The organism is Pseudomonas sp. UBA5568 (assembly GCF_002425525.1).
Lineage (GTDB): Bacteria > Pseudomonadota > Gammaproteobacteria > Pseudomonadales > Pseudomonadaceae > Aquipseudomonas > Aquipseudomonas fulva.
This window is the reverse complement of sequence record NZ_DIMK01000021.1, coordinates 16,365-36,950: the sequence shown is the minus strand read 5'-3', so window position 1 is coordinate 36,950 and position 20,586 is coordinate 16,365. Positions and strand designations below refer to the sequence as shown.

Below are 20,586 nucleotides of genomic sequence, written 5' to 3'. Positions count from 1 at the left end.
GATGGGCACGTGCGCTGGCGGACTGACCCGCAAGCAGGCGCCGGGCATCGGGGCGGCGATCTGCTTGCAGGTGCTGACTGCGTTCAGCGGGGCAGGGGGACGGTCAGGCCGCCTGATCAGCCAACTGGTCGGCCAGGCGCACGAAAGCCGCCAGGTCCAGTTGCTCGGGGCGCAGGCTGCCATCCACTCCAGCGGCCTCGATGGCGGCGCTGTCGAGCAAGCCTTTAAGGGTATTGCGCAGGGTCTTGCGACGTTGGTTGAACGCATCGCGCACCACCCGCTCAAGCAACTGCGGGTCCTTGGCCGGATGAGGCAGCACGTCATGCGGCACCAGCCGGACGATGGCCGAGTCCACTTTCGGCGGCGGGTTGAATGCGCCGGGGCCTACGTTGAACAAGTGTTCGACGCGGCAGTGGTACTGGACCATGATCGACAGCCGACCCCAATCACCGCCCCCAGGCCCTGCGGCCATGCGCTCGACCACTTCCTTCTGCAGCATGAAGTGCATGTCGCGGATCAGGCCGGCGTGGCTGAGCAGGTGGAAGATCAGGGGGGTGGAGATGTTGTAGGGCAGGTTGCCCACCACCTTGAGGCTACGTGCCGGTACCCCCAGCTGGTTGAAGTCGAACTTCAGGGCGTCGCCTTGGTGCAGGCGGAAATTGCCGCTGCCTGCAAACTTGTGCTGCAGGATCGGCACCAGGTCCTTGTCCAGCTCCACTACATCCAGTTGCGCGCCGCTGCCCAGCAGGCCTTCGGTCAATGCGCCCTGGCCCGGGCCGATTTCAAGCAAATGCTCGCCTGGCTTGGCATTGATGGCACGCAGGATGCGGTCGATGATGCCTGCATCGTGCAGGAAGTTCTGCCCGAAACGCTTGCGCGCCCGGTGTTGGTATTGCTCGTTCATGGTCGGTTCTCGGCCATCTGGTAGGCGGTGTCCAGGGCAACGCGCAGGCTGCCGGTATCGACCTTGCCGGTGCCGGCCAAGTCCAGGGCCGTGCCATGATCAACCGAGGTACGGATGATCGGCAGGCCCAGCGTGACATTGACCGCAGCGCCGAAGCCCTTGTACTTGAGGACGGGGAGCCCTTGGTCGTGGTACATCGCCAGCACCGCGTCGCAGTGCTCCAGATATTTGGGGGTAAACAGGGTATCGGCCGGCAGTGGCCCGCGCAGGTCCATGCCTTCGGCACGTAGACGGGTCAGGGTAGGCTCGATGATGTCGATTTCCTCGCGGCCCAGGTGGCCACCTTCGCCCGCATGGGGGTTCAGGCCGCATACCAGGATGCGAGGGTTGGCGATGCCGAATTTGTCGCGCATGTCGGCATGCAGAATGCGTGTCACGCGCTCGATGCGCTCGGCAGTAATGGCCTCGGCGATGTCACGCAGCGGCAGGTGGGTGGTGACCAGGCCGACGCGCAGGCCGTGGGTGGCCAGCATCATTACCACTTGGGCGGTATGGGTCAGCTCAGCCAGAAATTCGGTATGCCCCGAAAAAGGAATACCGCTTTCGTTGATGACGCCCTTGTGCACGGGCGCTGTGATCATGCCGTCGAAATGGCCGTCCAGGCAGCCTTGTCCGGCACGGGTCAAGGTCTGCAACACGAATGGCGCATTGGCCTGGTCCAGCTGACCAGCCACCACTGGGGCAGACAGCGGCGTGTCCCACACATACAGGCTGCCGGCGGGTGCCGGTTGGCTCGGCCATTGCCCTGGCATGACAGACAGCAAGCTAACGTCCAGCCCCAGCTGGGTGGCCCGCTCGGCGAGCAGGTCACGGCTGGAGATGGCAATCAGAGGGTGGGGCTGGGCGTCGGCAGCGAGCAGCAGGCATAGGTCAGGCCCTATCCCCGCCGGCTCGCCGGGTGTGACGGCGAAGCGCAGGGGCTTCACTGAGCGGCCTGGTCAGCGCCAGGCAGCTTGATTTCAACGTAGGCTTCGTCGCGGATCTGGCGCAGCCAGGTCTGCAGCTCTTCGTCGTACTTGCGGTTGCGCAGCACACTCAGGGCTTGCTGTTCACGGGCCTGTTCGGTGCTGTCGGTAGCGCGGCGGCCCAGCACTTCCATCACGTGCCAGCCATATTGGGTCTTGAACGGCTTGGTCACCACGCCTTGCTGGGCGTTGGCCATCTGCTCGCGGAACTCCGGCACCAGGGTGTTCGGGTCTACCCAGTTGAGGTCACCGCCGTTGAGCGCCGAGCCCGGATCTTCCGAGAAGCTCTTGGCCAGGGTGGCAAAGTCTTCACCGTTTTCGATGCGCTCGTAGATCTTTTCAGCCAGTTGCTGAGTGGCGGCTTCGCTGCGCACTTCACTTGGCTTGATCAGGATGTGGCGCACGTGCACCTCGTCGCGCAGCACGTTCTCGCTGCCACCACGCTTTTCCTCAAGCTTGAGGATGATGAAGCCGTTGGGGATGCGAATGGGCTGGGTAATTTCACCCACCGGCATGCTGCTCAGCATCTTGGCAAAGTCCGGAGGCAGTTGACCAGCTTTGCGCCAGCCCATCTCGCCGCCTTCGAGCGCGTTCTCACTGGCCGAGTTGGCGATTGCCATCTGACCGAAGTCCGCACCTTGCTTGAGCTGCTGGTAGACATCGCCCACTTTGCGCGCAGCCTTCTGGATGTCGCTGGAGTTGGCCGCTTCCGGGGTTGGGATCAGGATGTTGGCCAGGCGGTATTCTTCGGACATCTGCATCTTGCCCATGTCCGAATTCAGGAAGTTCTTCACTTCCTGCTCCGACACCTGGATGCGCTCGGCCACCCGGCGTTGACGCACGCGGCTGATGATCATCTCGCGCTTGACCTGCTCGCGAGCATCGTCGAACGACAGGCCGTCATGGGCCAGGGCCGCGCGGAACTGGTCGATGGACATGCCGTTGCGCTGGGCAATGGTGCCGATCGCCTGGTTCAGCTCCTCGTCGGTGATTCGGATGCCCGAGCGCTCGCCGATCTGCAGCTGCAGGTTTTCGACGATCAGGCGTTCCAGCACCTGCTGCTGCAGGGCGCCGCTGGGCGGCACGCTGCCGCCGCGCTTGGCGATGGTCTGCTGAACTTCCCGCACGCGCTGGTCCAGTTGGCTTTGCATGACCACGTCGTTGTCGACGATAGCCACCACCCGATCAAGCGGTTGCACCGCGGCATGCACCGCGCCACTCAGCAAAGCGACGCCCAGCAGCACTGGGCGCAGTCGATCAATAAGCTTGTTCTTCACGTTCACGGTAACCTTGAATGCCTTGGCCGAGGAAGGATTCGACCTTGTTGCCAACGACGCCGCCGAGGCCCTTGAGAACGACCTGCAGGAATACACCATGGTCGCCTTTTTCGTTCTGCGGCAGTGCCTGGCTGAAGTCGTCGAAGTCGAGCCAGTAACGGTTGATCAAGCGCAGCTTCCAGCAGCAGTTGTCGTACTCGAAACCGCCCATGGCTTCCAGGGTGCGGTTACGGTTGTAGTCATGCTGCCAGCGAGCGATGACGCTCCACTGCGGGACGATCGGCCAGATGACCGAGAAGTCGTGCTGCTGGATCTTGTAGTAGTCCTTGATGTAGTTCGGGCTACCCGGGGTGCCGTAGTCGCCACCACCCACTTTCCACGTACCGGTGGCCGAGTCGTAGGCGATGGTGTCGTTACGGTAGCGATAACCGAGGTTGACGATCTTGTTCGGGTTGTCTTCAGGCTGGTAGTGGAACATCGCACTGCCCGAGCGGGTGCTGTGGCTGTCCGGGTCCCAGTTGAAGTCCGAATTGAAGCGCCAGTCGCGGTTGAAGTAGTAGTTGTACACCAGCGCGTACGGCGAGACATCCGACTGCGAGTCCTGGCGGTCACGGTAGTCAAGGCCCGGCAGCTGGACCTTGCGGTCCTTGAAGTAGTAGGCCTGGCCGATGCTGAAGTTCTGGCGCTCGAAGCCGTTGTCTTCGATCCAGCGGGTAGTCACGCCCAGCGAGAGCTTGTTCTCGTCGCCGATGCGGTCGCTACCGCTGAAGCGGTTGTCACGGAACAGCGAGTCATAGCTGAACAGCGTCTCGCCAGTGTCGAACAGCGGGATGTCCTTCTGGTCCTTGTAGGGAACGTTCAGGTAGTACAGGCGCGGCTCGAGGGTTTGCTTGTAGTTGTTGCCGAACAGCGAGGTGTTGCGGTCGAAGTACAGGCCGCTGTCCACGCTGAAGATCGGGACGCTGCGGTTGACCGAGCTGCTGTAGCTGCCATAGGCACCAGGGTTGGCGTTGGCAAGGCGAACAGCGTCAGCCTTGCCTTGGCTATCGAGGTCAAGATCGTACTGGGTGTAGGCATACTTCAGCTTCGGCGTCAGGTAGCCATAGCTGGCCTGCATGGGGTAGCTGATCGATGGCGCCACGTTGAGGCGCGTGCCGTTGGCCCGTTCGATACCCTGGATGTTCTGGTCCAGACGACGACCGTCGGCGCCAGCGGTGAGATCCAGATTACCGTCCTTGTCGAACACCGGGCCGTTCTTCAGGTCACGATCGAAGCGCGCCGCTTCGGTTTCGTAGGCCATGGTCAGGCCGCCCGGCTGGTACGGCAGCACACCGTTGAGGGTGATCTGCGGCAGGCGGTCATAAGGCGTGATCTGCGAGATGGTCGCCGCCTCGTAGGCATGCACGTTCAACCGCGCGGTGTAGCTGTCGCCGCGATAGGTCAGGGCGCCCTGCTGATCGAGGAAGTCCTTGTTCTCGACGCCGATCTGGTCCGACTCAAGGTCCTGGAAGTAGAACGGGTCGCTGATGTCGGTGTAGTTCACCTCGGTCATCAGGCGCTCGTTCAGGCCACCCTTGTGCTGCCAGTTGACCATGTAGCGCTGGTCTTTGTAGTCGGTCTGGTCCTTGCGCTCGTCGCTCTTGTCGTTGAGGTAGGCGCCGCCGAACTGGCCTTCGCTCGAAGGCGTCAGGTAGCGGAACTCGCCTTCCATCAACAGGCCACGCTTGGTCATGTAGCGCGGGTACAACGTGGCGTCGTAGTTGGGCGCCAGGTTGAAGTAGTACGGGGTGACCAGCATGAAGCCAGTGTCGCTGCTGGTGCTGAACGACGGCGGCAGGAAGCCGGACTGGCGGCGGTCATCGATCGGGAAGTAGATGTACGGTGTGTAGAACACCGGGAAATCCTTGACCCGCAGCGTGACGTTGGTGGCAGTGCCGAACCCGGTGGCCGGGTTGAGGGTGATGTTGTTGCCCTTGAGCTGCCAGGCGTTGCTGCCCGGTTCGCAGGTGGTGTACGTACCGTCCTTGAGGCGGATGATGGCGTTCTCACCGCGCTTGGCGTACAGGGCACTGCCGCGAATGTGCGACTTGTGCATCACGTATTCGGCGTTGTCGACCTGGGCTTCGCCGGTGTCGAGCTGGATCTGCGCCTGGTCACCGACGACCAGCGAGCCGTTGTCACGGATCTTGACGTTGCCCTTGAGCTCGCCACGGTTCTCGGCCTGATACAGGTTGGCCTCGTCGGCCTGGGCCTGCATGCTGCCCTGGCGCATGACCACGTCACCGGCCAGGGTCGCAATCTGCTGCTCCTGCTGGTACTTGGATACCTTGGCGTTGATGTAGGTCGGCGACTCGTCCTTGGGCGTGGTGTCCGCCATGCCGGGGCGCAGCGGCTCGACATAGGCACCGCCGCAGTATGGGCCGGTTTCGGCCAGCTGCGCGGCGGTCAGCTTGTCACGCGGGACCCAGTCCAGGTGGCTGTAGTCCTCGCTGCGCGACTTCAGCCCACGGCCCTTGGCCTCGGTGACCAGCATCGGCCGGTCGGCCTCGGCTTCGCCCGTCGCTTCGGTGCCGGTACCGCCAGCAGCGGCGGCACCCTCGTGCACCGGGCGCGGTGGCAGGTTGGTGACGGCGGTTTTGGGCTTGCAGTCCCAACCACCGGAGGCGGACACTTGGCAGTCGAATTGTTCGGCTGCCATGACGTGCGACATGGCCAGAGGTTGCAGGGCCAGCAGACTGCCGGTGACGAGCAACGGAAACTTTCTACGAAACGCGGGGGATTTCAATGCCATCTTATTAGTCCGGGCTTCCTGCGTGCCATCTGCCCGCGTGTGGGGCCGCACGCCTCTCGATGGTCTGAAAAAGATGCTGGATAATAAAGCATGACCCGCTTGACGGCTAGGGCCGTCGGAGACCCTTGTAATGCCTGAACACGATGTACGCCTGCAGCAACTGTCCGCGTGGCTCGACCAGCAACTCCAAGACCTTTTCCTGCGCCAGGCCTGGGGCCCGGTGCCGGCCGGCAGCCTGACGCCTGCCAGCAGCGATGCGAGCTTTCGCCGTTATTTTCGCTGGGAAGGCGCAGGGCACAGTTTCGTGATCATGGATGCACCGCCGCCACAGGAAGATTGCCGACCGTTCGTCGCCATCGATCATCTGCTTGCCGGTGGTGGTGTGCATGTGCCGCTGATCCATGGCCAGGACCTTGAACGCGGTTTCCTGTTGCTGGGCGACCTGGGCCGCCAGACCTACCTGGATGTCATCGACGCCGACAATGCCGATGCCCTGTTCGCCGATGCCATCGATGCCCTGCTGGCCTTGCAGGCGCTGCCCATGGATGCACCGTTGCCCCGCTATGACGAAGCACTGCTGCGCCGGGAGGTGGAACTGTTCCCCCAGTGGTACGTGAAGCATGCGCTTGGCCTGGCGTTCGACGAGGCGCAGGCAGCGGCGTGGCAGCGATGCAGCCAGTTGCTGATCGACAGCGCCCTGGCCCAGCCACAGGTGCTGGTACACCGCGATTTCATGCCGCGCAACCTGATGCAGAGCGACCCTAACCCCGGCGTGCTGGATTTCCAGGATGCCGTTTACGGCCCGGTCACCTACGACATCACCTGCCTGTTCAAAGATGCGTTCCTCAGTTGGCCGCAAGCGAGGGTCGAAGGTTGGCTGCACGACTACTGGCACAAGGCCAAGGCCGCCGGTGTTCCAGTGCAGGCCACGTTCGAAGCCTTCCAGCGTGCCAGCGACTTGATGGGGGTACAGCGCCACCTGAAGGTGATCGGTATCTTCGCCCGTATCTGCCACCGTGATGGCAAACCGCGTTATCTGGCCGACGTACCGCGCTTCTTCGCCTATATAGAAGAAGTGATCGGCCGGCGGCCGGAGCTTGCCGAGCTGGGCGAGCTGATCGCTGGCCTGCAAGCAGGAGCGCGTGCATGAAGGCGATGATTCTGGCAGCAGGCAAAGGCGAGCGCATGCGCCCGCTGACCCTGCACACGCCCAAGCCGCTGATACCGCTGGCGGGGCGCCCGCTGATCGAATACCACCTGATGGCGCTTGCGGCGACAGGGGTCACCGACGTGGTGATCAACCACGCCTGGCTGGGTCAGCAGATCGAGGACCACCTTGGCGATGGCAGCCGTTACGGCCTGCGTATCGCCTATTCCCCGGAAGGCGAGCCGCTGGAGACCGCAGGCGGTATTTTCAAGGCCTTGCCCTTGCTGGGAGATGCGCCGTTCCTGCTGATCAACGGTGACATCTGGACCGAGTACGATTTCTCCCATCTACAGGCGCCGCTGCAAGGGTTGGCCCACCTGGTGCTGGTGGACAACCCCGGGCATCACGGCCAAGGCGATTTTCGCCTGGCCGGCACTCAGGTGGTCGATGGGGACGGTGCACCCGGCACGTTGACCTTCAGCGGTATCTCGGTATTGCATCCGGCGTTGTTCGAAGGCTGCACACCTGGCGCCTTCAAGTTGGCGCCCTTGCTGCGCCAGGCCATGGCCAGCGGCCAGGTGAGCGGTGAGCATTTTGCCGGGCACTGGGTCGATGTGGGTACCGTCGAGCGCCTGGCCGAGGCCGAGCGTCTGCTGGGCGAGCAGCGCTGAGATGTGGTGGCCAGGCACGTTGATCGGGACTGGGGCAGGGTTTGCCATCGCCAGCATTCCGGGTGCCCTGCTCGGTGCACTGCTGGGGCAGATGATGGACCGTCACCTGCGCCTGCAAGGCTGGGACGATGTGCGCGAGCGGTTGGGCGGGCGCCCGGCGCCAAGGGACGAAGAATTGCTGTTTGTGCTGCTGGGGCGCCTGGCCAAAAGCGATGGGCGTGTGGTCGAGCAACATATCCAGCAGGCTCGGCAGGAAATGGCCCGGCTGAACCTGGATGAAGCGGCCAGGTTGCGGGCGATCGATGCTTTCAATCGGGGCAAGGGTGGCAAGGAACGGTTGGGCAGCTATCTGCGCCGGATCCGCCAGCAGCCCCATGCGGCCGAAGGCACCTTGCGCGCCAGCTGGCGCATGGTCTGGGCCGACGGCAAGATGGGCAACAAGGAGCGTGAGCTGCTGCTGGACTGGGGACACAAACTGGGCATGAGCCGGCGCCAGGTGCAGGCCATGTCCCAGGAGTACGAACCTCGTCGAACGGCTGGCATGGCAGGGGTCGGCATGACCTATGCGGCAGCGATGCGCCTGCTTGGCGTGGACACCGATACCGACGGCGCACTTGTCAAACAGGCTTATCGCCGACTGGTCAGTCGTCATCACCCGGACAAGCTAGCCGGCACTGGCGCCAGCGAGGCGCAGCTGCGCGAAGCCACCGAGCGAACTCGCGAGCTGCACCAGGCCTACGCGCTGATCCGTAAGCGCCGGGATCTCTAGCCGGCACCGAGCGCCGGCAGTGATCCTGCCCTGCCTGCGAAATCAGGGCTGCATCCAGCCCCGCACGCGACGAAACAACTGTTCCTGGTCGGCGGCCTGATTGCCCGGCATGGCGATCAGGGACAACTGGCGGTATTGACTGTCTTTCTGCCGCTTGCTGGCCTGCAGGCGCTGCATCGCAGCGTTGCGGTCTGCGCTGCGGGTCACGTAGTAGATGTCGGCCGTGGGCACTTTCAGGGTAGGCGTCAGGCTTTCCAGGTCATGCTCGACGCGGGCAGGGGTCTGGGCGGCCACCATGACCAGCTTCTGCACCTCTGGCGGCTGCTTTTCGCTCAGGTAACGGGCTGCCCAGTAGGCGCCGCTGCCATGACCGATCAACACGATATTGCGAGCATTGTGTTGCTGGGCGAACGCGACGGCGGCGTCCAGGCGGGCGAAAATGCGCTCGGCATCGGCAGGGTCGGCCTGCTGGCTGGCGGCTTCGGCGTCGGTGCCTTGAGCCGCTTCGGGCTCGGCAGCGGTGGCTTGCGCCACGTTGGCGTTGGCGTCGGCAGGTTCGTCCTTGGCAGGCGCCGTTTGCCCATCGGCCTGAGCAGGCGCGGTGGCAGGCTTGGTTTCCACACGTGCCAATGGGCTGTCGAGCAGCAGGTCAGGCAGGCTCACGCTCAGGCTGTGCCAGCCCACATCCGGAAATTTCTGGCGCAGCGGGCCCACGGCGTTGGGCCAGTCTGCCGTTTCGCCAGCACCCGGCACGATGATCACCGCGCCCTGTGGGTCGCTGTCGTTGGCGGCCTTCCACAACGCAAGGAAACTGTCAGTACCGGCTTGCAGGGTTTGCTGCTCGGCCTTGGGCACGCGGCGTTCGAGTGCCTGGGCGTCCTCCTGGCTGCGCTCGATCAGGGGCGGGCGCGAGGGCGCAGCTTCGGTGGCTGCCGGCGCTTTCTCAGGCGGGGTCGCCGGTGCGTCGTCAGCCAGCGCAGCCACAGGAAGGAGCGAGACCAGGCAGCACATTGCCAGCGTCGTGCGATAGAGTGTGAACATGTCTCAACCCAAGGCAAGAATGATACCGGCAGCGTAATGGTATTTGCCCGTTACGGCCACGGTCGATGGCCGCCCCTGTGTGGACGAACGTGTAGATGAAGCGATTGCATCGCCTGTTGATGATCGGCTGCCTGTGGCTGCCGCTGATGGCCGTGGCAAGGCCTGAGGCGGTGCCAGAGGTCGCGCTGGAGCCGACGCAGCAACAGTGGCTCGACAGCCACCGCAGCCTGCGCGTTGGGTTGGTACTGCAAGCCCCCTATGCCCAGTTCGACCGCCGCCTGCAGCAACTGTACGGCGCTAACGTGGAGCTGGTGAGCAGCTTGGCCAAGGTGCTGCATCTGGACCTCACGTGGCGCCATTATCCAGACCAGGCCAGTCTCGAACGGGCCTTGCAGGCAGGGGAGATCGACTTCGCACCAGGCTTGACTCAGACACCGGCCACGTTGCGCCTGTGGTTGTTCAGCGACCCCTACATGCGCGTGCCGCAGCTGATCGTTGGGCCACGCAACGCGGCGCTGGGCGTTGAGCTGGAGAAACTGGACGCAGCCCAGCGCGTGGCCGTGCGCATGCCAGGGGCACTGGCCAACTACCTGCGTGCCAACTACGGCAACCTGAACCTGCAGGGAGTGCCGAACGACCGTGAAGCCTTGCAACTGGTGGTCGGAGGGCAGGCCAGCTATGCCGTCCTGGACGAGGCCCAACTGAGTCGCCTGTCCCGTGAAAGCGAGTTCAGCGAACTGGCGGTCGTGGGGGATATCGGCCTGCCGCAACTGCTGCGCATGGGTTCTCGGCCAGACTGGCCACGGTTGGCCGAGGTGTTGGAGCGTGGCTTGCAGGCATTGCCGGCCAAGGAACTGGAACAGCTGCATCAGCGCTGGTTGCAGCCCAGGTATTCCAGGATCAGCGAGTCGCCAGGGTTCTGGCAAAACCTGGCCTTGTTGCTGGGGTTGTTGCTGATCTGCGCATTGATCACCTTGGTATGGCAGCGCCGCCAGCAGAGTCAGCTGGAGCGCAGCCTGTTGGCCACCCGCGAGCGACTGGTAGAGCGGCATGCGCGCGATGAAGCCTCGCGCCTGAGTCAGTTCGCCATCGATCAGAGCACCGTGGGTATTCTGTGGGTCAATTGGGACAGCCATGTGCGCTATGCCAACCCGGCCGCTGAGCGCATGCTGGGCTATGGCGAAGGCGCCTTGCTGGAAAGGCCTTTGGGAGACTTCGAACCCTCGCTGAGCATGGAACGCTGGCTGGACCTGTGGAAAGGCGCGCGTTCAGGCGACAGCGGTGCCGGGCAGTTCGAAACCCGATGCCTGCGTGCTGACGGTTGCCTGCTGCCGGTGGAGCTGTCATTGAGTTTCCTGCGATTTCGCGATGCGGAATACCTGGTGGTGTACATGGCTGATGTCACCGAGCGCCATCGCGCCACGGCTGCCTTGCGCGAAAGCGAGGCACGCCTCAAGGGAATCGCTGGCAACGTGCCAGGGTTGGTGTTTCGCCTGGAGCGGGACCCGGCTGAAAAGGGGCTTGAATTTCCCTATGTCAGCGAGGGGAGTGAGGCATTGGTGGGTTATACGCCTGGCGAGATCCAGCACCCACAGATGGGGCTGCGCAACCTGGTGCACCCCGACGACCGCGCCGATTATCACCGGGTGCAGGACCTGGCGCTGGCCAATGAGCAGGACTGGGCCTGGCAGGGGCGCATCCTGACGCGTCAGGGCGAGCAACGCTGGGCCGACATCAAGGCCAGCACCCGGCGCCTGGGTAATGGCCAACTGGTCTGGGATGGGGTGGTCTGGGACATCACCCAGGGCAAGCGCGCCGAGCAGGCCCTGGCCCGTTCCCAGGAGCAACTGCGCGAACTTTCGGCGCACCTGGAAAGCGTGCGCGAGGAGGAAAAAGCCCGAATCGCCCGCGAGGTGCACGATGAGCTGGGCCAGATGCTGACCGTGCTCAAACTCGAAGTGTCCATGTGCGAACTGGCCTTTGCCGAACTGGACCCCGGCCTCAATGAGCGGCTGACGACCATGAAGCGCCTGATCAGCCAGCTGTTTCAGCTGGTACGCGATGTCGCCACCGCGCTGCGCCCGCCCATTCTGGATGCGGGGATTGCCTCGGCCATCGAGTGGCAAGCCCGACGCTTCGAGGCGCGCACCCAGATTCCTTGCCTGGTGCAGGTTCCTGACCAGCTGCCGGCATTGAGCGACGCCCGGGCAACGGGCCTTTTCCGTATCCTTCAGGAAGCGCTCACCAATGTGATGCGCCACGCCCAGGCGCACAGCGTGGAAATCGAGCTGGTGCGCGAGGCCGGGCATTTGCGCATGACGGTCAGTGATGACGGGCAGGGTTTCTGCCCCGACCAGCCGCGCCCCAGCTCCTTTGGCCTGGTCGGGATGCGCGAGCGGGTATTGATGATGGGCGGCAGCATGGTGCTGCACAGTGAGCCCGGCGACGGCACGCGCTTGAGCGTAGCCATTGCCCTGGAGCAGGAGGAGCGAACGTGATTCGAGTGCTGGTGGCCGAGGACCACACCATTGTCCGGGAGGGGATCAAGCAGTTGATCGGGCTGGCGAAGGACATGCAGGTGGTAGGGGAAGCCGCAAACGGCGAGCAGTTGCTCGATAGCCTGCGGCACACCCGGTGTGACGTGGTGCTGCTGGATATTTCTATGCCGGGCGTGAGTGGCCTGGAAGCGATCCCGCGCATCCGTGCCCTGCACGATGCGCCTGCGATCCTGATGCTGTCGATGCACGATGAGGCGCAGATGGCGGCCCGCGCCCTGAAGGCCGGCGCGGCTGGGTACGCGACCAAGGACAGCGACCCGGCCTTGTTGCTGGCGGCGATACGTCGGGTAGCTGGGGGCGGGCGTTACATCGATCCGGCGCTGGCCGACCGCATGGTCTTCGAAGTGGGCCTGACCGAATCCAGGCCGTTGCACACCTTGCTGTCGGAACGAGAATTTTCGGTGTTCGAACGCCTGGCCCAGGGCGCCAACGTCAATGACATCGCCCAGCAACTGGCGTTATCGAGCAAGACCATCAGCACCCACAAGGCGCGCTTGATGCAGAAGCTGAAAGTGAATTCGCTGGCCGAGCTGGTCAAGTATGCGATGGAGCACAAGCTGATCTGATTGCGACATTCAGGGCCGTGCCATCGCTGTCGTGAGCCGGTGCGTAGACCAAGGCTGCCGGCACGCACGCAGCGCCGGCGCTTGCATGGGCGCGGTCGTGCGCTCAAGGACTGACGGTCGAACGCCTCAAACTGTGTGGGCTTGTGTTCTGAAAGCGCCATGCTTGTAGGGCGTTCCCTACAACAAATCTTCCATCCGGACGATGGCATTCTCTCTGGGCGCCCGATTTCCGGGGGGATGCGGCTCTTCTACGCTTTGCCTCACGCAGTCATCCAACAATAAGGTGCAGGCATGAGCGAGGCGAAGTCGAACGCTGCCACCGGCGAAACGCTGGTCAGCTTCCGTGGTGTGCAGAAGAGCTACGACGGCGAGTCGCTGATCGTCAAGAACCTCAACCTCGACATCCGCAAGGGCGAGTTCCTCACCCTGCTAGGGCCTTCCGGGTCCGGCAAGACCACCAGCCTGATGATGCTGGCCGGCTTCGAAACCCCCACAGCCGGGGAGATTCAGCTGGCCGGTCGCTCCATCAACAATGTGCCCCCGCACAAGCGCGATATCGGCATGGTGTTCCAGAACTACGCCTTGTTCCCGCACATGACCGTGGCCGAGAACCTCGCCTTTCCGCTGACCGTGCGCAACCTGAGCAAGACCGATATCACCGAGCGAGTCAAACGGGTATTGAACATGGTTCAGCTCGACAGCTTCGCCAAGCGCTATCCGGGCCAATTGTCCGGTGGGCAGCAACAGCGCGTGGCCCTGGCGCGGGCGCTGGTGTTCGAGCCGCAGTTGGTGTTGATGGACGAGCCACTGGGCGCGCTGGACAAGCAACTGCGCGAACACATGCAGATGGAGATCAAGCACATCCACCAGCGCCTGGGCGTGACCGTGGTGTACGTGACCCACGACCAGGGCGAAGCGCTGACCATGTCCGATCGGGTGGCGGTGTTCCACCAAGGGGAAATTCAGCAGATCGCCGATCCGCGCACCTTGTATGAAGCACCCAGCAACACGTTCGTCGCCAACTTCATCGGTGAGAACAACCGCCTCAACGGCACCTTGCTGAGCCATGACGGTAACCGCTGCCAGGTGCAGCTGGCGCGCGGCGAGCGGGTCGAAGCCTTGGCGGTCAACGTGGGCCAGCCAGGCGAAGCGGTGACTCTGTCGATCCGCCCGGAGCGGGTACGGCTCAACGGCCACAGTGAGCACTGCGCCAACCGCTTTTCCGGCCGTGTGGCCGAATTCATCTACCTGGGCGACCACGTGCGCGTCCGCCTGGAGGTGTGTGGCAAGGCCGACTTCTTCGTGAAGCAGCCCATCGCCGAACTCGACCCGGCCTTGGCCGTAGGCGATGTGGTGCCACTGGGTTGGGAAGTGGAACACGCCCGTGCACTGGATCCGATCACCGAAGCCCATTGATGGTTTGCAGCACCAACCCTGAACTGTGGAGAGAATAATAATGCGCAAGCAGTTGAAACTGACCGCCCTGGCCCTGGGGCTGTTCGCCGCTGGCCAGAGCATGGCTGCGGACCTGACCGTGGTCTCGTTCGGCGGCGCCAACAAGGCCGCCCAGGTCAAGGCGTTCTACGAGCCGTGGGAAAAGGCCGGCAAAGGCAAGATCGTCGCCGGTGAGTACAACGGTGAAATGGCCAAGGTCAAGGCCATGGTCGACACCAAGAGCGTCTCCTGGAACCTGGTGGAGGTGGAATCACCCGAACTGGCCCGAGGCTGCGACGAGGGCATGTTCGAAGAGCTCGATCCTGCGCTGTTTGGCAATGAGGCCGACTACGTGCCAGGCGCGATTCAGCCTTGTGGTGTCGGCTTCTTCGTTTGGTCGACGGTGCTGGCCTACAACGCCGACAAGCTCAAGACCGCCCCGAGCAGCTGGGCTGATTTCTGGGACACCGAGAAATTCCCAGGCAAACGCGGCCTGCGCAAAGGTGCTAAGTACACCCTGGAATTCGCTTTGATGGCCGATGGTGTGGCGCCCAAGGACGTGTACAAGGTGCTGGGCACCAAAGAGGGCGTGGACCGCGCCTTCAAGAAGCTCGACCAGCTCAAGCCGAGCATCCAGTGGTGGGAAGCCGGCGCCCAGCCGCCGCAGTACCTTGCCTCGGGCGACGTGGTCATGAGTTCGGCCTACAACGGGCGCATCGCTGCGGTGCAGAAGGAGAGCAACCTGAAGGTGGTGTGGAACGGCGGCATCTATGACTTCGATGCCTGGGCCATTCCCAAGGGCGCCAAGAACAGCGACGAGGCGAAAAAATTCATCGCCTTCAGCGTGCAGCCTGAACAGCAGAAGATCTATTCCGAAAACATCGCCTATGGCCCGGCCAACAGCAAGGCGGTCGACCTGCTGTCCGAAGAGGTCAAGAAAGACATGCCGACCACGCCTGAGAACATCGCCAACCAGGTGCAGATCGACGTGGCGTTCTGGGCGGACAACAGCGAGCAGCTGGAGCAACGTTTCAACGCCTGGGCGGCGAAGAAGTAAACGTCCAGTGCAAGGGGCTGCGCTGCGGCCCCTCTTTCAGTGTGTATCGTGGAGTTCGCCATGGCCATTGCAGTGCCCCTCAACGAAGGCGCCGGTCCCAATCTCAAACAGCGCCTTAAACACGCCGAGCGGGTCAACCGCTGGAAGGCCCAGGCGCTGATCGCGCCCCTGGCGCTGTTTTTGCTGCTGGTGTTTCTGGTGCCGATCGCAGCCCTGTTGTACAAGAGCGTCGGTAACCCGGAAGTGGTCGCCGGCTTGCCGCGCACGGTCGATATCATTACACAGTGGGATGGCAAGGGCTTGCCGGGCGAGGACGTCTACCAGGCGTTGAGCCAGGACTTGGCCGAATCGCGCAAGAACCAGACCCTGGGTGACCTGTCCAAGCGCTTGAACATGGAGCTGGCCGGCTACCGCAGCCTGTTGGCCAAGACCGCGCGGGCGCTGCCCTTCAAGACCGAGCCTGCCTCCTACAAGGACGGCTTGCAGGCGCTGGACGAGCGCTGGGGCGACCCCGCCTATTGGCAGGCGATTCGCCGCAATGCCAGTACCCTGACACCCTTCTACCTGCTGGCGTCGCTGGACCACCGCATCGACGACCTGGGCGAGTTGGCCAAGGCCACGCCGGACCAGGCCATCTACCTGGACATTTTCACCCGCACCCTGTGGATGGGCGTGGTGATCACCGCCATCTGCCTGGTGCTGGCCTATCCGCTGGCTTACCTGCTGGCCAACCTGCCGACACGCCAGAGCAACCTGTTGATGATCCTGGTTTTGCTGCCCTTCTGGACCTCGATTCTGGTACGGGTGGCAGCCTGGATCGTGCTGCTGCAGTCAGGCGGGCTGATCAACAGCGCGCTGATGGCCATGGGCATCATCGATCAGCCGCTGGAGCTGGTCTTCAACCGTACCGGCGTGTACATCTCGATGGTGCACATCCTGCTGCCGTTCATGATCCTGCCGTTGTACAGCGTGATGAAAGGCATCTCCCCGAGCTACATGCGCGCGGCCATCTCGCTGGGCTGCCATCCCTTCGCGAGCTTCTGGCGGGTGTACTTCCCGCAGACCTATGCCGGGGTAGGGGCAGGGTGCTTGCTGGTGTTCATTCTGGCCATCGGCTACTACATCACCCCGGCGCTGCTTGGCAGCCCGAACGACCAGATGGTCAGTTATTTCGTGGCGTTCTACACCAACACCAGCATCAACTGGGGCATGGCCACCGCGCTGGGCGGTCTACTGCTGCTGGCCACCGTGCTGCTGTACCTGATCTATAGCTGGCTGGTCGGCGCCAGCCGCCTGCGCCTGAGCTGAGGAGCCTTGTCATGCTGAGCCCTTACATGTCGCCCATCGAGCGGGTCTGGTTCTACAGCCTGCGCATTCTCTGCGGCCTGATATTGCTGTTTCTGATCTTGCCGGTGCTGGTGATCGTGCCCCTGTCGTTCAACAGCGGCAGCTTCCTGGTCTACCCCCTGCAAGGCTTCTCGCTGCAGTGGTATCAGGACTTCTTCGGCTCGGCCGAGTGGATGCGGGCCTTGAAGAACAGCATCATCGTAGCTCCGGCGGCGACCGTGCTGGCCATGGTCTTCGGAACGCTGGCGGCCATCGGGCTGACCCGCGGTGATTTCCCCGGCAAGTCCCTGGTAATGGCCCTGGTGATATCACCGATGGTGGTGCCGGTGGTGATCATTGGCGTGGCCAGCTACCTGTTCTTCGCGCCTCTGGGCCTTGGCAACAGTTTCACCTCGTTGATTCTGGTGCACGCGGTGTTGGGTGTCCCGTTTGTCATCATCACCGTGTCGGCGACGCTGCAAGGCTTCAACTACAACCTGGTGCGCGCGGCTGCCAGCCTGGGTGCTTCGCCGCTGCTGGCGTTTCGCAGGGTGACCTTGCCGCTGATCGCACCAGGGGTGATTTCCGGGGCCTTGTTTGCGTTCGCCACATCCTTCGACGAGGTGGTGGTGACCTTGTTCCTGGCCGGGCCAGAGCAGGCGACCCTGCCACGGCAGATGTTCAGTGGCATTCGCGAGAACCTGAGCCCGACCATCGCGGCTGCGGCAACCCTGCTGATCGGTTTTTCGGTGGTGCTGCTGCTGACCCTGGAATGGCTGCGGGGGCGCAGCGAGAAGCTGCGGACCCAGCAACCGGCCTGACAGCGCTGTCTGCGCTGGCTTGTCAGCCCTTGTGGCGGCAGACAAGCCAGCGCCTGTTGCAACCGCTGCTCGCCACGCGTTGATACCAATCAGCCTTCACCCCGTTGCCTGAGTTACAATGCGCGCCACCGTGATTCTGCCCAACAGGTGCGCCATGCAGCCCTACGCTATTGCTCCCTCCATTCTTTCCGCCGACTTCGCCCGCCTGGGCGAGGAAGTCGATAATGTCCTGGCCGCAGGCGCCGATATCGTCCACTTCGACGTGATGGACAACCACTACGTACCCAACCTGACCATTGGTCCCATGGTCTGCGCCGCACTGCGCAAGTACGGCGTGACCGCACCGATCGACGTGCACCTGATGGTCAGCCCTGTTGACCGCATCATCGGCGACTTCATCGAGGCCGGCGCCACCTACATCACCTTCCATCCCGAAGCGACCCAGCACATCGACCGTTCGTTGCAACTGATCAAGGACGGCGGCTGCAAGGCCGGCCTGGTGTTCAACCCGGCCACCAGTCTGGACGTCCTGAAATACGTGATGGACAAGGTCGACATGGTGCTGCTGATGAGCGTCAACCCAGGCTTCGGTGGTCAGAAGTTCATTCCGGGCACGCTCGACAAGCTACGTGAAGCGCGCGCGCTGATCGACGCCAGCGGCCGCGACATTCGTCTGGAAATCGACGGTGGCGTCAACGTGAACAACATCCGCGAGATCGCCGCCGCCGGTGCCGATACGTTCGTGGCGGGGTCGGCGATCTTCAACGCCCCTGACTACCAGCAGGTCATTGCCCAGATGCGCAGCGAACTGGCACAGGCCCGCCCATGAGCGGCTTCGAGCAGCTGTTCCCAGGAGCGCTGCCCAGGCTGGTGATGTTCGACCTGGATGGCACCTTGGTCGACTCCGTCCCGGACCTGGCCGCAGCGGTGGACCGCATGCTGCTCGAACTCGGCCGACCCGCCGCGGGCCTCGATGCCGTGCGCCACTGGGTAGGCAATGGCGCGCAGGTGCTGGTACGTCGTGCGCTGGCGGGTGACATCGATCACGCTGGAGTGGACGATGCCCTGGCCGAGCAGGCCTTGGCGCTGTTCATGGACGCCTACGCCGAAAGCCACGACCTGACGGTCGTGTACCCAGGTGTGCAGGACACCTTGCGCTGGCTGCGCAAGCGGGGCGTGGAAATGGCCTTGATCACCAACAAGCCGGAGCGCTTCGTGGGGCCTTTGCTGGACCAGATGAAGCTGGGCAGCTATTTCCGCTGGATCATCGGCGGAGACACCCTGGCGCAGAAGAAACCGGACCCAGCAGCGTTGCTGTTCGTGATGCAGATGGCCGGCGTGACGCCGCAGCAAGCGTTGTTCGTCGGCGATTCGCGTAGCGATGTGCTGGCAGCCAAGGCAGCTGGCGTGCAATGCGTTGGGCTGACCTATGGCTACAATCATGGGCGGCCTATCGAAGAAGAGTCGCCCAGCCTCGTGATCGATGACCTGCGGGCTTTGTTGCCCGGTTGCGTAGACCCTGCCACTGGGATAACGTTGGCGGACCTTCAAGCCTCAGACCAAAAAGGGTCCAACGTGGCGGTTACTGGCAAATTCTGGATGAAAGTCATCAAGGCCCTGGCCCGATGGCGTTGGCGCGCCTGACGCCTGCCTGCCGGCGCATGCCGGCCCATCCGTTTGCCCGAACCAACGCTGTTTGCCACGAGGCTACTCATGATCCGCGAAGAATTCCTGCGCCTGGCCGCTGCCGGCTATAACCGCATCCCCCTGGCCTGCGAGACCCTGGCCGACTTCGATACGCCCCTGTCGATTTACCTGAAACTGGCTGACCAGCCCAACTCCTACCTGCTCGAGTCGGTGCAGGGCGGCGAGAAATGGGGGCGGTATTCGATGATTGGTTTGCCGTCGCGGACCGTGCTGCGCGTCCATGGCTACCACGTGACCATCCTGCAGGATGGTGTCGAGGTCGAAAGCCATGACGTCGAGGACCCCATGGCGTTCGTCGAAACCTTCAAGCAGCGCTACAACGTGGCCGACGTTCCCGGGCTGCCGCGCTTCAACGGTGGACTGGTCGGCTATTTCGGTTATGACTGCGTGCGCTACGTGGAGAAGCGTCTGGGCGCGAGCCCCAATCCGGACCCGCTAGGGGTGCCGGACATCCTCCTGATGGTCTCGGATGCCGTGGTGGTGTTCGACAACCTGGCTGGCAAGATGCACGCCATCGTGCTGGTGGACCCTGCTCAGGAACACGCTTACGAGCAGGGCCAGGCGCGCCTGCAAAGCCTGCTCGAAACGCTTCGCCAGCCCATTACGCCACGCCGCGGGCTGGACCTGAGCGGGCCTCAGGCCGCCGAGCCTGCATTCCGGTCGAGCTATACGCGCGATGACTATGAGCATGCCGTCGGCCGTATCAAGGAATACATCCTGGCTGGGGATTGCATGCAGGTGGTGCCGTCGCAGCGCATGTCCATCGACTTCAAGGCAGCACCCATCGACCTTTATCGCGCCTTGCGTTGCTTCAACCCGACGCCGTACATGTATTTCTTCAACTTTGGGGACTTTCACGTCGTCGGCAGCTCCCCTGAAGTGCTGGTGCGGGTCGAGGACAACCTGGTCACGGTGCGCCCCATTGCCGGTACTCGCCCACGCGGAGCAACGGAGGAGGCCGACCGCGCGCTGGAAGACGACTTGCTGTCGGATGACAAGGAAATTGCAGAGCACCTGATGCTCATCGACCTGGGGCGCAACGATGTCGGCCGCGTATCGTCGACAGGCAGCGTGCGCCTGACCGAGAAGATGGTGATCGAGCGTTATTCCAACGTCATGCACATCGTTTCCAACGTCACCGGCCAGTTGCGCGAAGGGTTGACGGCGATGGACGCACTGCGTGCCATTTTGCCTGCCGGTACGCTGTCCGGCGCGCCCAAGATCCGTGCGATGGAGATCATCGATGAGCTGGAGCCGGTCAAACGCGGGGTTTATGGCGGTGCAGTGGGGTATTTCGCCTGGAACGGCAACATGGACACGGCAATCGCCATCCGTACCGCTGTGATCAAGGATGGAGAGCTGCACGTACAGGCCGGCGGTGGCATTGTCGCCGACTCGGTGCCAGCGCTGGAGTGGGAAGAAACCATCAACAAGCGTCGGGCCATGTTCCGCGCGGTGGCATTGGCCGAACAGACCACTTCGCGGTAGGTGG

General features: G+C 63.2%; 17 protein-coding genes. 12 read left to right on the top strand and 5 right to left on the bottom strand.

The features are described from left to right. Positions 1 to 103: 103 nt before the first annotated feature. From rsmA to B2S33_RS06315, 4 genes are read right to left on the bottom strand one after another with little or no spacing between them, the layout of a single operon-like run. Positions 104 to 904, bottom strand: coding sequence for a 16S rRNA (adenine(1518)-N(6)/adenine(1519)-N(6))-dimethyltransferase RsmA (gene rsmA / locus B2S33_RS06330; protein WP_145278963.1), 801 nt, complete (start codon positions 902 to 904; stop codon positions 104 to 106). Then, positions 901 to 1,890 (bottom strand): 4-hydroxythreonine-4-phosphate dehydrogenase PdxA, encoded by a 990-nt coding sequence (gene pdxA, locus B2S33_RS06325; protein ID WP_145278964.1) that lies wholly within the window; start codon positions 1,888 to 1,890, stop codon positions 901 to 903. The genes rsmA and pdxA overlap by 4 nt, the downstream gene beginning before the upstream one ends. Further along, a complete protein-coding gene (gene surA, locus B2S33_RS06320) occupies positions 1,887 to 3,212 on the bottom strand; it encodes a peptidylprolyl isomerase SurA (RefSeq protein ID WP_088523757.1) in 1,326 nt (441 codons plus the stop codon). Before surA ends, pdxA begins: the two co-directional genes overlap by 4 nt. After that, entirely contained in the window at positions 3,187 to 5,997 is a 2,811-nt protein-coding gene (locus tag B2S33_RS06315) for an LPS-assembly protein LptD (RefSeq protein WP_027913631.1), read from the bottom strand. The genes surA and B2S33_RS06315 overlap by 26 nt, the downstream gene beginning before the upstream one ends. Positions 5,998 to 6,127: 130 nt before the next feature. On the opposite strand from B2S33_RS06315, the gene B2S33_RS06310 reads away from it, so the two are divergent. The 3 genes from B2S33_RS06310 to B2S33_RS06300 are packed head-to-tail and all read left to right on the top strand — an operon-like array spanning position 6,128 to position 8,584. Beyond that, positions 6,128 to 7,147, top strand: a complete 1,020-nt coding sequence (locus B2S33_RS06310) for an aminoglycoside phosphotransferase family protein (RefSeq protein ID WP_027913632.1) — start codon at positions 6,128 to 6,130, stop codon at positions 7,145 to 7,147. After that, positions 7,144 to 7,815, top strand: a complete 672-nt coding sequence (gene murU / locus B2S33_RS06305; RefSeq protein WP_197874349.1) for an N-acetylmuramate alpha-1-phosphate uridylyltransferase MurU — start codon at positions 7,144 to 7,146, stop codon at positions 7,813 to 7,815. Before B2S33_RS06310 ends, murU begins: the two co-directional genes overlap by 4 nt. Position 7,816: 1 nt before the next feature. Beyond that, the gene (locus B2S33_RS06300) at positions 7,817 to 8,584 is read left to right on the top strand and encodes a TerB family tellurite resistance protein (RefSeq protein WP_088523754.1); all 768 of its coding nucleotides are present in this window, start codon (positions 7,817 to 7,819) and stop codon (positions 8,582 to 8,584) included. Positions 8,585 to 8,626: 42 nt separating this feature from the next. On the opposite strand, the gene B2S33_RS06295 is transcribed toward B2S33_RS06300, so the two are convergent. Then, complete coding sequence (locus B2S33_RS06295) at positions 8,627 to 9,625, bottom strand: alpha/beta hydrolase family protein (protein ID WP_125921847.1); 999 nt, start codon at positions 9,623 to 9,625, stop codon at positions 8,627 to 8,629. Positions 9,626 to 9,720: 95 nt separating this feature from the next. Between B2S33_RS06295 and B2S33_RS06290 the strand changes: the two genes are divergently transcribed. The 9 genes from B2S33_RS06290 to trpE all read left to right on the top strand — a co-directional run bounded on the left by B2S33_RS06290 (position 9,721) and on the right by trpE (position 20,582). Further along, complete coding sequence (locus B2S33_RS06290) at positions 9,721 to 12,123, top strand: PAS domain-containing sensor histidine kinase (protein ID WP_242809894.1); 2,403 nt, start codon at positions 9,721 to 9,723, stop codon at positions 12,121 to 12,123. Then, entirely contained in the window at positions 12,120 to 12,749 is a 630-nt protein-coding gene (locus B2S33_RS06285) for a response regulator (RefSeq protein WP_058603047.1), read from the top strand. Before B2S33_RS06290 ends, B2S33_RS06285 begins: the two co-directional genes overlap by 4 nt. A gap of 291 nt (positions 12,750 to 13,040) precedes the next feature. Next, complete coding sequence (locus B2S33_RS06280; protein WP_027913638.1) at positions 13,041 to 14,165, top strand: ABC transporter ATP-binding protein; 1,125 nt, start codon at positions 13,041 to 13,043, stop codon at positions 14,163 to 14,165. A 40-nt stretch (positions 14,166 to 14,205) separates the two neighbouring features. Then, complete coding sequence (locus B2S33_RS06275; RefSeq protein WP_023532618.1) at positions 14,206 to 15,240, top strand: ABC transporter substrate-binding protein; 1,035 nt, start codon at positions 14,206 to 14,208, stop codon at positions 15,238 to 15,240. Positions 15,241 to 15,300: 60 nt separating this feature from the next. Further along, positions 15,301 to 16,548, top strand: coding sequence for an ABC transporter permease (locus tag B2S33_RS06270; protein WP_288650070.1), 1,248 nt, complete (start codon positions 15,301 to 15,303; stop codon positions 16,546 to 16,548). An 11-nt stretch (positions 16,549 to 16,559) separates the two neighbouring features. Next, positions 16,560 to 17,387, top strand: coding sequence for an ABC transporter permease (locus B2S33_RS06265; RefSeq protein WP_023532438.1), 828 nt, complete (start codon positions 16,560 to 16,562; stop codon positions 17,385 to 17,387). 154 nt (positions 17,388 to 17,541) lie between these two features. Beyond that, positions 17,542 to 18,216, top strand: coding sequence for a ribulose-phosphate 3-epimerase (gene rpe, locus B2S33_RS06260; RefSeq protein ID WP_110607516.1), 675 nt, complete (start codon positions 17,542 to 17,544; stop codon positions 18,214 to 18,216). Further along, entirely contained in the window at positions 18,213 to 19,031 is an 819-nt protein-coding gene (locus B2S33_RS06255; protein ID WP_049695351.1) for a phosphoglycolate phosphatase, read from the top strand. Before rpe ends, B2S33_RS06255 begins: the two co-directional genes overlap by 4 nt. A gap of 69 nt (positions 19,032 to 19,100) precedes the next feature. Then, complete coding sequence (gene trpE / locus B2S33_RS06250; RefSeq protein ID WP_206405148.1) at positions 19,101 to 20,582, top strand: anthranilate synthase component I; 1,482 nt, start codon at positions 19,101 to 19,103, stop codon at positions 20,580 to 20,582. The last annotated feature ends 4 nt before the right edge of the window (positions 20,583 to 20,586 follow it).